A 13,849-nucleotide genomic window follows, 5' to 3' on the forward strand; every position below is an offset into this window, starting at 1 on the left:
TTTCGAAATTTATTTGCGTATCTACTTTTGCGAGGGTCATGGAAAAGCACAGTCAACCACGGTTTATCACGGAGCAGATTTTCCGCGAGTATGCTTGGTGGTTCACACCGGCTTTTCCTGCCTATCAACACTATAAAGGAGATTTTTTATGAAACATCATACTCACGCAACACCCATCAATAGTCCCGCCCCCCAAATGCGGCAACACACCTATGACTTGACCAAGTTACTACCCTTGATCGATTCTTTATTCGATTGGGGCGCCGCTGTCACACCCGACTCCGACGACGAGCCGGTCATCGATAGCCTGATCCTCTCCCAGATGACCAATCAACTGCCTGTGGAGCACGAGTTTGACCATAGCAAGCTCCTCTTGGCGGTCTTGCCAGTCGCCCCGCGTTTTCTAGGCGAGCCCCCTTTGCAGCTGGTGATCACCACCGATTCGCTGCATCTGCTGGATCGGACCCAATCTCAGATCATCAACGATTCCTTCAAGCACCACGAGCATATCGCCTTTGACAATGCCTTTCGCTCCGCTGCGGCCACCTTGCTAAAAGGCATGCACTGCGTCCACGCCAGTCACAACATCCCGATGGCCAACTGGCGCTTTACCCTGATACCCTTGAAACCCTCAGAGCACTGGGAAAATCAACGACTGTGGATCAACCCCGCCACCATCGAAAACTACTCCCAAGACTTGACGAAAGGGCACCACGACTGCACCCAGGCCAATAAGCTGCTGATCACCACCTATGGCTTGATGCTCAAAGGCCCCGTGCGTCCCGACACCCTGAAAAGCCAAATCATCCGGGGCATCCTGATCCACTCCGCTCGCAAACGCATGCACGAAGCCGTCTCTCCCGGCAGTGACACGCCGCTAATGAGCTATCTAGAGTATCCTAGCACCCCGCTACTCAACCGGATCTTTGGTGGCCTCACCACCTACCATATCCCCGGCACCCGCAGCCAGCTGATGGACACTTATCGCATCCACACCAGCCTCGCCGACAATCGCAGCTGGGTCCGCAAAGAAGAACACGCCCAAGAAAAACATCGTAAGTGGCACCAAGAGATGGAACTGGCGGATAAGAAACATCTTTGCCAGATTTGTGGGAGGGAGTGAGGAAATCAGAATAATATAAAAGTAAAAAAAGAGTCTTCGGGGTTAGCCGAGGACTCTTGCTTTTGTATACCATTTAAGCCTACATATTTTTCTTATTCGCTTCCTTTGTGGCGTCGTACTCTTCCACGATGGGAGCATTTTGATTGCCTTTGAAGATGAAGAGCTTGCTGAAGAGGTAATTGGCGATGACAACTAATATCTGTGTGATTAGTTTTGCCCAAAAATCTCCCACATGGAGGACATTGATCAACAACAACATCGCTCCCATATCTAATACATAGGACAAGATACGGTAAAAAATAAACTTGCCAAACTCGACAGCCAACTCGCCAGGGGTTTCTGTCTTAGAGTGGAAAACCCAGAGTTTATTGGTGACAAAGGCAAAGAGTACTGCCGCTAGCCAAGAGATGGTGTTTGACGCAACCAGTCCCAAACCAGCTACATCTTGAGCAATGAAAAAACTAGCAAAGTTGACAATAGTTGCCAAACCGCCAAAGAAGAGATAGATGAAAACCTCCCATAATTTACGTTTTTCAAGTTCGGTGCGGAAGCGGGTATAGAGTTTCATGAATACGTTCCTTTCAAAGATATTAGTTATCAAAGCCAGCCCATTTTAACAATGTTTGTTATCTTTGTCATCCCCGCCCCCGATTTTCCCATCTCCATCAATATCCTCTTGGGAAAGCTTTTCGACTTCTTTGATAAAGCCCTTGGTCACCGCGTCATAGTGAGATTCTTTCTCGTCTTCATAACCAATCACAGCTTCATTCGGGATGGCATCGAGGTTGGCAAACATCTCGATGTGTTGATGCAAATTGGTAAAGGTCATCGGCGCATCTCCACCGTACTCGCCATCGAGATTGATCATAAGCGCTTTATCAGATTTTGGAATAACTTCCAATTTTGAAGTCTTCGTATAAATGATGCGCTTGTCATTTACATGCTTGCCACCATTGAGCATCAAGGCTGCCAAGTGGACGATTTCAAAAATATTAGCCGTTTTAATGATCAACAGTGAAAATTTGCCATCATCAAGCTTTGCATCTGGTGCAATATGCTCAAAGCCACCAACTGAATTTGTCAGACCCAAGAAAAACATCGAGGCATTGCCATCGTACTCCCCATCATCGTACACCAGTTTCATCGGAATCGGCTTCACCCGTGGCAACATTTCAGCACCTTTGGCCAAGTATGCCAAATAGCCGAACATGCTCTTCAACTCAGAAGGCACATCATAAGTCAACTCCGTCAAGTTGCCACCAGCGGCGATATTGATAAAATAATCCTTATCGGTTTTCCCAATATCCATCTTGACTGTCTGTTGTTTCAAAATCACCTCAGCGGCCGCTTTGACATTATTACGAGGCACCTGCAACGCCCGAGCATAGTCATTTGTCGTCCCCGCTGGAATAATCGCCATCATCGGTCGCTTTTCGAGAGGCGCAATCCCATTGACTACTTCATTGATTGTCCCATCCCCACCAGCGGCCACAATCAAATCAAAGCCGGCCAAACCGGCACGATGGGCTTCCATCTGAGCTGATCTTGGTTCGGGGGTGGTACGGAAGGCACTGGCTTCGTAGCCGGCTTTTTCCAACACTTCGAGAATTTCTGCCAAATGCTGTTTTAGAAGTTCTTTTCCTGAAGTGGGATTGTAGATGACACGTGCTTTTTTCATGGTGACGTCCTTTCAATCGTATCGGTGTTCAAATATGTACTTTAACATAGAACAAAGGCTGCCATGTAAAAACATAAAGAGTATAACAACAGCCAATTACAATATGTTGAGTTTAACATATATTTGGTTATAGCAACAATCCCATTTCTATTTTGACTGGTTACTTTTTGATGCTCAACATATTTCAATAGTATAAAACATAAAAAAAGCCAAAAGATTTATAAAAAAGATAAACTTTGCCAATGAAATAGCTTATTATGTATATTGAACGTCTTTTGCCTCGTTTATCTTACTCTATTAGGCAATCGTTTACATTTTTGACCAATTTCCAAATGGAGGGAATCCTGTGATTTACTTATTAATCTTGGCTAGTTGCCTATATCTAGTCGTTCAATACCTCATTGAAAAAAAGCTACCGTCTACCCAAAAAACCAGTTGGGGCTATACCATTTTTTTCACAGTTTTTTTACTCGTGTCTGGCACCTATTTTTTAATCCAGTATGACATGTTACCAAACTTTGACCTATTCTTTTCACTACCCAGACTTTCCCATGCAGTCAAAGGCAGCTTGATCCTAGCACCAATTACTATTATTTTCCTAGTTATCAATGCGTACCTGTCACAAAATCAAGCTCAGGAAACAACGGATTCCGAGGCTGATTTGAAACCACAAAAAGGTAAAATAATTGATCGAATTGCGATTTTTTTAGCTACTATTTTTTGTACGTTATCCTATCTCTTCTACTTCTCGTGTAAATGGGTCATGGCTCGCTTTGGCAATATTAAAATTGACCAAATCATCTATACTATCACCCAACCACTAGAAGGAACGGACGAGAGCCAGATCGTAAGCTACGTTTTCGGTCCCCTCGTGAGTGCTCTCTTCTTTGGATTATTAACAATCATGACGTATTTGCTTGCACTCAATCTTTTGGCGAAAATCACTAAAAACGTCAACTTCCAGGTGCATCCAGCTATCCGCGGTATTGCTGTGATAGCAGCTGCTCTCGGTATCTTCGCCGCTGGAGTGTTTGGCGGTGTCTCAAAAATCGGCTATGCTGATGTCAAAGCGTATTTTATCGACAAGAGTACAATCTATGAAGATGACTATGTTGATCCAAAATCAGTAGACTTAACCTTCCCAGAAAAGAAACGCAACCTCATCTACATCTTCGCTGAATCCCTGGAAACTAGCTACATGTCCAAGGATAAAGGCGGCAGCCAAAATGAAAATCTATTGCCAAAACTAACTGAAATGTTAGATCAAGGGGCCATCAACTTCTCAAATACAGAGCAATACGGCGGTGCTTTAGCAACGCCAGCTACCGGGTTTACGGTCGGTGGCTTAGTAGCGCAGACAGCTGGGGTACCGGTGAAAGTTTCCTTTGAAGCAAAAGCTGCGAATAAAGAAGGAAACGAAGCAAACGATTTTGGAGAGTCTGTCGAATCATTTCTTCCTGGTGCATACTCTTTAGGTGAGATACTAGAAAAGAACGGCTACAATCAAATCTTTATGTTAGGATCTGATATTGCTTTTTCAGGTCGAGATAAGTATTTTCAACAACATGGAAATTATGATATTGCCGACTACAATTTTGCCAAAGAACAAAAATGGATTCCTCAAGATTACAAAGTCTGGTGGGGCTATGAAGATGAAAAACTATTTGAGCACGCTAAAGATGTCGTCAGTGACCTTGCAAAACAAGAAAAACCTTTTAATTTTACAATGCTAACTGCTGATACTCATTTCGAAGATGGCCTTATGACCGATAACACACCTAAACTTTTTGATGATCAATACAGCAACGTCATTCATTTCTCTGATCAAATGATTACTGATTTTATTAATTGGGCCAAACAGCAACCTTTTTACGAAAATACAACAATTATTGTTGCCGGTGACCATCTAACTATGGATAAAAACTTTTTTAATTCCCTGTCTGATGACTATCAACGCACCGTTTTTAATTTGATAGATAACTCGGCAATTCAGTCAGATAAGATGAAAAACCGTCAATTTAACACGATGGATATGTTCCCCACAACACTTGCTAGTCTCGGAATAACAATCAAAGGTGATAGGCTAGGTCTCGGTACTAATTTATTCTCTGATACTCCAACATTAATGGAAAAATTAGGCCCTGATACTTTCAATCTTGAAGTAAGTAAGCGGTCATCTTACTATGATAATAAAATTAGGGTAGAAAAAATTGTCAAAGACAGCAAGTAAAAAGAACAGCCAATTCGTTTTAAAATCGAATTGGCTGTTCTTTTTTATTGCTATTTTTTAGCTTTAAACCAGCGAAATTTATAGTAGATACAATAAATAATCGCCAAGGGAAGTCCAACCATTTTTAGAAGCGTTCCAATTTTAAAAAGTAGCGAAGGCTCATACCCTACGATTAGCTCGTTTGCTCCTGCCTTTCCTTGAACAATAAGTGCACCAATGTTGGTTTTTTCTGAGGTTGCAGTAGCTATTTTCTGTCCATTCAAATTAATAGTACTGTTATTATAGATAAAGACAGGAACTTGTACTTTTTCAGAACTATCACTTTGCTCCCATTGAATCACTAGTTCATCCTTTGTATTAACTTCTTTTTTAAACTCAATAGGATTTTCATAAATTTGTTTACGATATGCTGGATAGGGAGACTTCACTTCTTCATACTCCGGTAAATAGTCAGGAACGCTTTTTCTAAGTGTTTCAAAAGCTTCCGACAAATCAGAACTCCAAAATTTTTGACGAACAACTTTTGGGCTATCGATTAATCGATCACCATCCATAGTTAATTGGTCAGTCCGCCATTGTTGTGCTTTTTCATTGATTGAATTAAAGCCCCAGGTGCAACCTAACAAAGCGAAAGTAAGCAACACATTGGTAAAAAGTTTTCGCCAATCTTCCTTAAACGTTTCTGCTATTTTCATCATAAAAAAGCCATTACTCAAAATAAGCAAGACATTAGCAATTGCTGCAAATCTTTGAGGAAATTGAAGCCCCATCAAAGCAGGTATATGATTTGCAAGGCTGTTCCAAGGAAGATATTTCGATGATACAAATAAGAAGATAACTCCAGTAATGAAAATTGTCTTTTCTACTAATGAAATTTTGTTGAAATAAGTAATTCCAAGAATAATCGTAAAAATGGCAAGAAAAGAGAAAATTAAACCCAAATTATAACGACTCATGGCTCCTGTCGAAAACTGAATACTTTTCGAGATTAAATCTTCTACAGGATAAGGCATTATCATTTTATTTCCTTTTAACTCAAACATAGCAAAAAATGTATTGGCCCCTAAAACCAGTGCAACAGCAACCGAAAGTATGCTGTCACGAAACATAGCCAACCGTTCTCTAGAATGAAACATCCCCACTATCCAAAATGGAATAATCGCAGCAACATACATTAAAGCAGTAAATGTATGAATTGAAATTAAGATTGCTACTGCCCCTCCAAAAAATACAGGGTTAATTTGCTTCACATTTTGTTTGACCATCCGAATGGCAGGTATGAAACATAAGGGTAAAAATGCAGAGGCCCAACCTGGAAAACTCTGATCTTGAATATACAATACAATAGTTGCTGTTCCCATTAAAAAGATTCCAGTTATTAGTGAAATTGCCTTTGATAAACCACAATAACGAGATAATTTAAACATCGTAATACCCGCAGTCAAGGAACATAAAAAGCCAGATACTACTTCTGCTCGTAGCCAACTACCCGTTATCAATAATAATAATCCATGAAGATAGGCAAAATCTCCACCATACATGGCATTGATAACACGTCCAGTTTGACTAAAGGCATATAGAGATTGGAAGTAATTGATATGTCCATTTTTTATTTGCATTGCTGCTTCGTAAAAACGACTCCAATGAAACCACCAATCAAAACCTACAATCATCGAGTGATAGTACAATTGAGGAGAAATAAATAAAAATGCGACAAATGCCAGAATTAAGTATTCTTTATTTTTCTTAATTAACGCCATCTCACTTTTTCTCCTTAATTTTGTCTGGAATATCACACTCGGTTTCCTTCACAATATATACCGGTCGTTTCTTCGTTTCCAAAAAAATCTTACCAATATACTTACCGATTATCCCCAAACACAACAACTGGAGACCACCAACAAATAGCATAATACAAACCATTGAAGGCCATCCCGTCGTTGGATCACCAAATACCAAAGCACGAATGATAATAAAAATCATGGCAATTATCGACCCAACGCAAGAAAGCGCACCAACAAACGAGGCAATATTCAGTGGTGCTTCAGAAAAATTGACAATACCATCAATGGAGTATTTAAACAAACTCCAAAATGACCAAGAAGTCTCTCCCGCTACCCGTTCCCGGTTTTCATAGGCTAAATATTTTGTTTTGAAACCTACCCAACTAAAAATCCCTTTTGAGAAGCGATTATATTCAGTCAACTCAAGAATCGCATCTACCATTTGGCGGGTCATCAGCCGAAAGTCTCGTGCCCCATCTACCATCTCAGTATCCGCAATTTTATTAATCAACTTATAAAATGTTTTCGCAAAGAAACTCCGGATTTTAGGCTCACCAGATCGATCACTCCGGCGCGTCCCGATACAGTCATAGTCTTCTGTCTCAATCAAGCGAATCATCTCTGGCAACAACTCTGGCGGATCTTGCAAGTCCGCGTCCATCACTGTGACCAAATCACCTGTAGCAGCTTGTAATCCTGCATATAAAGCAGCTTCTTTCCCGAAATTTCGAGAAAAAGAAAGATAGCGGACACTCTCTGGATATTGCTTGTGCGCTTGTCTTAGAACAGCTAGCGTGTTGTCACGGGAACCGTCATTAACAAAGATATACTCAATTTTATGACTAATTTCTTGACGGATTTTTTCTACTTCTGCTAAAAACAACGGAACGGACTCTTCTTCGTTGTAGCACGGGACGATGATTGACAGCATTCTGACTTCTCCTCTATAAAATTAATATCATATCTATTACAGTTTACTAATTAATTCTTGCAAGTATTCCTTCAACCCTACTTTAATCTCTGAATGTTGCAACCCATACTCGATATTGGCTTCCAACATTCCCAACTTGTCACCAACATCATAACGCTTGCCGGTAAATTCATGAGCAAAAACTCGTTGATAGTTGTTCAAGGTGTCAATGGCATCCGTCAATTGAATTTCGCCACCAGCCCCAGGTTTTTGATTTTCCAAGATTTCAAAAATTTCTGGACGCAACAAGTACCGACCAATGATTGCTAAATCACTTGGGGCATCATCTGGATTTGGTTTTTCAACAAAGTTCTTCACATCATATAAACCAGGAGAGACTTGTGAAATCGGATTGATAATCCCATATTTTGAAGTCTCTTCATGAGGAACTTTCATGACTGCCAAGGTTGAAGCATTGGTTTTTTCATAGTCGTTAATCAATTGTTTGGTCAATGGTACCTTGTCTTGCATGATGTCATCTCCAAGCATGACGACAAAAGGTTCATCCCCTACGAAAGCTTTCGCACACAACACCGCGTGACCTAGGCCTAGTGGGTGTTTTTGGCGAATAAAATGCAAGTTGATGCCAGTAGTTTCTTCCACCAAAGCGAGCAACTCTGTTTTGCCTTTAGATGACAAGTTTTGTTCTAGTTCTACGTTAGAGTCAAAGTGATCTTCAATCGGACGTTTGCCTTTCCCAGTCACAATCAGAATGTCTTCAATGCCTGATTTCAAGGCTTCTTCTACAATAAATTGAATCGTTGGTTTGTCTACGATGGGCAACATTTCCTTAGCAATTGCCTTGGTTGCTGGTAAAAAACGTGTGCCCAAGCCCGCTGCCGGAATGACAGCTTTACGTACTTTTTTCGTCATTTTTTTCTTCCTCCACAATTATATAATAATTTTACACACTAAAAGAACCATACTTAAGTATTTTATATCCTCCAAATAAAATTTTCAAAACTAATCAGTAATCTCATCATATTTATCAAAAAAAGTTCTCTCATACATAATTCTTACATGAAACAGCAGTTTTATTTAAATTTTCAAACTTGAAGCAATAATAAAAGTAAAAAGAGTACTAATTACAACTTTAACTTCCCAGTTTACTTTTAAAGACCATTATCATATTATACGACAGATTTCGCTTATTAACAGTTAAAAATTTTTACAATGATTTTTGTATAATAGTTTGTACAGTATTGAATTCAAAGTATCTTCAAATAAAAATCAATTTCTCTTGAAAAAAATGTTTTTTCAGTTATAGTAAAACTTGGTATTTTATTTCAAAAATGAAGGTGAAAAAGTGGTTAAAAAAATGGATATTAGTCTTATTATACCAGCATATAACTCCGAAAAAACTATTGATGAACTATTCGCATCAATTCTCCGGCAATCTTTTACAGGTAGCGTTGAGTGTATACTTTTGGATGATAACTCTAGTGATCAAACAATTACAAAAGCTGAAAAATACAGATCAAGCTTTATCGAAAAAGGTTGGGCCTTACATATACTTAACGATGGGCAAAACAAAAAACAAGGCGCTCGAAGAAACCAAGGTATTAGGCTTGCTACGGGAACCTACACAATGTTTATTGATGCAGATGACTTTATTCATTCAAAAACTTTAGAATTAGCGTTTACTGCAGCACAAACTGAAGAAAATATCGATATGGTATATTTTAATTTTGCTTTATATTCTCGTGATAAAGAAAAAAAGTTTCGTATTACACCGAGAGTTTATAATTCTCTCTATTCAAACGGTGATGTTCTTTATGGTGCAGATTGTGAAAAACTACTTAATATGGATCCATATTTTTCTGTGAATAAACTTTATAGAACAAGCTTTCTTAATGAAAATAATATACTTTTTGGTGAAGGGTATTTCTATGAAGACTTTGAATTCTATGTACATGCTGCTCTATACGCTGAAAAAATTAAATTATTACCAAATGTTTTATACTATGTGCGTGTCCATAATGAGTCAACAACCCAATCATACAGTGATTCAACAATTCATTTAGATTCCTATTTAAAAGCAGTTCAAGCATCCTATATTGATTTTCACCCAAGAGGCTATTACTCTAGTTATCACGTTCTCAAATACTTTGTTCACCGTTTGTTATTGTATCTTGAAAAGAGACTAAATGTTGATAAAAAAACAAAACTTAATTATCGAAACAAAGGATTTGAGCTTTTAAAAAAATACAATAAACGTATCAGATATCCAGAAAAATACTATAGCAATTTATACTATATGATTTTTGGAATGAAATTATTTCAAAGTAACAGGTTTGATATGATTGAAAAAATTTTTAAAGTTCACCTTTATAATCCCGAATTGCTTCGAAAAGTCAAAGTAACTCGTCGTACTAATCCTGCCTTCATTGGCAACCGAGTAAACAGATTTTTTTATAAACCAATGCTCGCAATAAACGCTGAAAACTTTCAATATAAATTTACACACCCTGAACGTCAAATCAAAACAATCTCAGTACAGAATGAAGAACATCTTTCCGAAAATTTAAAAGACACTATTTTAATGCTTGGATTTGATTATCGTTATGTTGGTAACTCAAGGTATCTATTTGATTATCTTTCAACCATCTACGATTCCTCACATTTAAAATTTGTCACGAAAGATTTAGATGTTCCTGAAAGCTATCGAATTGAACCAAGAAGTGATGAGTTTTATTCGTTTCTAGATGAAGCTAAAGTTATCATTGGTGAATCTTGGATACCGTTAGATTTTAAATTTTATGATAATCAACATATCATTCAACTTTGGCATGGTACTCCTTTGAAAAAAGTATTATATGATTCACCCGAAAAAGAAGTTGTCCGATCAAATAAAACTCATAAAACAAGAAAAATGTTTGATATCAACCGTTGGGATGTCCTAATCTCAGACAGTAAAATTGCTTCCGATAAATTTTTAAGTGCCTATTCAATTGAAATGGATAAAATAAAAGAATTCGGATACCCTCGCAATAACTGGCTTATTCAACATAAAGATGATGAAAATCTAAAAAAATCATTGAGAGCTGAATTAGGAATACCAGCCGATAAAGTCGTTGTGACATATCTTCCTACATGGCGTGACTATAACTTTAGGTCTACAACCCAGAATAATGGTTATATGCTCGATAAAAAAAGATTTATAGAAAACTTAGATCCTTCATTTGATTATATTTTTTTAGAAAAAAATCATGATTTATCTAAAAATATCAATGATGATTCATCTAATACAATCTACATCTCAAGTGAAATAGATATACAACCTTATTTACTAATTAGCGACGTTGTAATTAGTGACTATAGTTCTGTTATTTTTGACTGTCTGTATATTAATCTACCTTTCTTTTTGCTATATAAAGATTATGATTATTATAAAGATGTACGTGGAACATACGAAGATATGAATAAAGATTTGGCTCCTTGTATCGTATATTCAGAAAAAGAGCTAGCTGAGAAAATCACCACATATCCATCCATTTTGAGCCAAATGGATTTAGAAAAGTATACGTGCAACTCTATTCAAGATTCATTTAAGAATATTACAAAACTAATAGAAAATTTTTTGCAGTGATTATAAACTAAATAAATAGCTCTAAGAAAATCTGGTGTTTTCTTGGAGCTATTTTAAATGGTTCTATGATATTTCATAAAGTATGAATTCTCTTCACCCTACTATTTTAGGAAATAACACGTTCCCAAATAGCAAGGGATTTTTCTGTTTTTCCCACAAAATCATACCCCGCTTTTGGAACTTCTCCCTTAAGGAACGCTTGCATCCCCTCTAAAATCCCCTCTGTGCTGTTTTCCACAATCAAGGTACAAGGTTGTCCATCGAGAGCTTCGACTGTCTCAGGGACAGCTGTCATCACCACAGGCGTGCCTAGAGCGAGGGACTCGAAGACCACCATGCCAAACCCTTCGTAACGACTGCTAAAGACGAAACAATCCGCCGCCGCCACCAAATTGTAAGGCGCAGCAAGTTGTGAAAAAAGATAGATATCGTCTTTGCGCTTGCTGTTAGCGATTTGGTCCTTGATAGCTGCCTCTTCCGGTCCATAACTACCGATAATCACCAAACGCGTAGTGGTATCTGCTAACTGCTCAAAGGCGGTGACTAAACGGTCTAGTCCCTTTTGTTTCGAGAAGCGTCCGATATTGATAAATACTCGGACACGATCATTGCCAAAGTCATTTAACAAGCGTTGCGGGATTTCCTCTGGGAGTGGCTCTTGAGCTAAAAGGTGCACTCTTTCAGGGTTCAATAAGACATTCATCACCGTCACGGAAGCTTCTGGTACTAGTTTCTTGATCTTCTCACCGATGGTCTGGGATACACAGACTACATGATTAGCTTGGCGATATGCGTCAAAGATGACCTTTTGTTTCAAGCTACGGTTCACCTGAAATTCTTGCTCCATATCTGTATGCACCACGATCATCGTCTGGATTCCTAGAGGCTGTAGCGCCCAAGTCCATACCGCATAGGAACGATCATAGCCAGGGTAATGAACAAAATCCATCACCTTGAGATTCGGATAAATCCGCTGAAAATCCCGCTGATACATCGCGGCCATCTTTTCTTTGCCAGACGGGAGCTCTGCCATGTAAGCAAATGTTTGTAGCATCTCCCCCACAGTCGCCTGCGTCTTGCCTGCTTCGATAAAAGTATGCACCCCGGCTGGTAGCTGACGGATAACTGCTTCACGACTAGCTTCGATCAGACCATCTGGCCAGGTCAAGATATAGTTGCGCTTACTCAGATCCACAGCACTTAACAAGTTTAACAAAGAGTTCGTAATGCCATTATTGTCAAATTTATACGCATAAATCAAAACATTGTCTTTGCCATTCCATTGGGGATATTCATGAATAAGATTTTCAGACTTTTCCCCCTGCAAAAGGTACTGCAAAATAACTTGCGTCCCATTGGCAAAGTCGTAGGGATTAAAACGCTGGTTCAACTCACTCCAGTCGGCTGCCCCCGGTTGGTGAAGTTGATGGACTAACGCTGAAACGGTGGCAACTTGTGGGAAAGGAACTTCTGCTAATGGAAAATACAGTCCTCGGGTGGCTTCATAGTCTGTTTGATCATACGTAAATAAGACAATCTCGCGACCCGTTACCGCAAAATCAAACATGATCGAGGAATAATCCGTGATTAACTTTTCCGTCGTCGTCAGAAATTGATAGACTTCTTGCTCTGCCGGAAAAGCTTTGACCTTTTGTAAACCAAGACTTGCGATATCAAGTTGAGCCGCTTCGTAAGGATGGAGCTTCACGTAAAGCTCTTCCCCATCAGTCAACTCCCGATCCAGCTCTGACAAATGATTGCGGATTTCCGTCACATCTTGCCGGTCATCCCGCCAAGTAGGCATATACACATAACGCCCCGGCACGACTTTCGATTGATCGAACAAGACGGCATTTCTAGGTGAAGGCGCTACCACAAAGGCATTGTCCACAATCTCAGCGATGCCAAAGTCCACGGCTAGTTTGTCTTTTGTGAACTCGTTATTGACCAAGACCAGATCCGCAGCTGCGAGGTTCCGCTGGACATTGCCATACCCCTGGACTTGGGTAGCTTTCCCCAGACATTTCAGTGGCGTGCCATGCCAAAAAAGGTAGTACTTCTGTTCTGGACGTTTATGAAAAAAGGCCCAAAAAGAAGTATCATTGATCAAAATTTCCGAAGTCGCCAAACACTTAAGGTACTCGCTACTCAGATGTTCCACGCAGTAATCCTGTAGCTCAGTCGGTACTTGAGCCGTCTTTTGCACGGCAATCCGCACCTGATACTCAGGATAACGTGCCACCAATTCAGTAGCTAAAGCATAGATATGTCCTTCGATCCCCCGACCATGGGCACCTTCCAAAAGGATTGCTTTGTTTTGGATAGGTTGCTTACGAAAATGGAGATAGCGGAGTTCGTGGGGCGTCATTAGATTTTTTTTTATTTTTGATAGAAGCGACATCCGTCTTTCCGTCCTATTCTAAAATATTTTTTAATAGATATAGTCTACCATTCTTTGGGTAAGTTTCAATTCAT

At 39.4% G+C, this 13,849-nt stretch carries 9 protein-coding genes; 3 read left to right on the forward strand and 6 right to left on the reverse strand.

The window, feature by feature from the left end:
- Nucleotides 1-148: 148 nt before the first annotated feature.
- On the forward strand, nt 149-1,123 hold the full coding sequence (locus ACO03U_RS03630; protein ID WP_204685468.1) for a hypothetical protein: 975 nt from the start codon (nt 149-151) through the stop codon (nt 1,121-1,123).
- Between the two features lie 79 nt (nt 1,124-1,202).
- Here the strand turns inward: ACO03U_RS03630 and ACO03U_RS03635 are convergent, their stop codons facing one another.
- Together ACO03U_RS03635 and ACO03U_RS03640 are read right to left on the reverse strand one after the other, a co-directional pair.
- Nucleotides 1,203-1,691 (reverse strand): GtrA family protein, encoded by a 489-nt coding sequence (locus tag ACO03U_RS03635; RefSeq protein WP_204685466.1) that lies wholly within the window; start codon nt 1,689-1,691, stop codon nt 1,203-1,205.
- 45 nt (nt 1,692-1,736) lie between these two features.
- Nucleotides 1,737-2,801: a diacylglycerol kinase gene (locus ACO03U_RS03640; RefSeq protein ID WP_204685464.1), complete on the reverse strand. Its 1,065-nt coding sequence runs from the start codon at nt 2,799-2,801 to the stop codon at nt 1,737-1,739.
- 346 nt (nt 2,802-3,147) lie between these two features.
- Between ACO03U_RS03640 and ACO03U_RS03645 the strand changes: the two genes are divergently transcribed.
- On the forward strand, nt 3,148-5,031 hold the full coding sequence (locus ACO03U_RS03645) for a sulfatase-like hydrolase/transferase (protein WP_204685462.1): 1,884 nt from the start codon (nt 3,148-3,150) through the stop codon (nt 5,029-5,031).
- Nucleotides 5,032-5,081: 50 nt separating this feature from the next.
- Here ACO03U_RS03645 and ACO03U_RS03650 read toward each other — a convergent pair whose 3' ends face one another.
- Genes ACO03U_RS03650 through galU form a run of 3 tightly spaced genes read right to left on the reverse strand, consistent with a single transcriptional unit; the run spans nt 5,082 to nt 8,658 of the window.
- Nucleotides 5,082-6,791 carry a glycosyltransferase family protein gene (locus ACO03U_RS03650; protein ID WP_204685455.1) on the reverse strand — a complete coding sequence of 570 codons (1,710 nt, stop codon included), beginning with the start codon at nt 6,789-6,791 and terminating at the stop codon, nt 5,082-5,084.
- A 1-nt stretch (nt 6,792) separates the two neighbouring features.
- On the reverse strand, nt 6,793-7,746 hold the full coding sequence (locus ACO03U_RS03655; protein ID WP_204685453.1) for a glycosyltransferase family 2 protein: 954 nt from the start codon (nt 7,744-7,746) through the stop codon (nt 6,793-6,795).
- Between the two features lie 36 nt (nt 7,747-7,782).
- Complete coding sequence (gene galU, locus ACO03U_RS03660; RefSeq protein ID WP_204685451.1) at nt 7,783-8,658, reverse strand: UTP--glucose-1-phosphate uridylyltransferase GalU; 876 nt, start codon at nt 8,656-8,658, stop codon at nt 7,783-7,785.
- Between the two features lie 433 nt (nt 8,659-9,091).
- On the opposite strand from galU, the gene ACO03U_RS03665 reads away from it, so the two are divergent.
- Entirely contained in the window at nt 9,092-11,374 is a 2,283-nt protein-coding gene (locus tag ACO03U_RS03665) for a bifunctional glycosyltransferase/CDP-glycerol:glycerophosphate glycerophosphotransferase (protein WP_204685449.1), read from the forward strand.
- A 106-nt stretch (nt 11,375-11,480) separates the two neighbouring features.
- Here the strand turns inward: ACO03U_RS03665 and ACO03U_RS03670 are convergent, their stop codons facing one another.
- Entirely contained in the window at nt 11,481-13,775 is a 2,295-nt protein-coding gene (locus ACO03U_RS03670) for a CDP-glycerol glycerophosphotransferase family protein (RefSeq protein ID WP_204685447.1), read from the reverse strand.
- Between the last annotated feature and the right edge of the window lie 74 nt (nt 13,776-13,849).

Origin of the sequence: Enterococcus diestrammenae (assembly GCF_049384045.1) — a bacterium.
Lineage (GTDB): Bacteria > Bacillota > Bacilli > Lactobacillales > Enterococcaceae > Enterococcus_C > Enterococcus_C diestrammenae.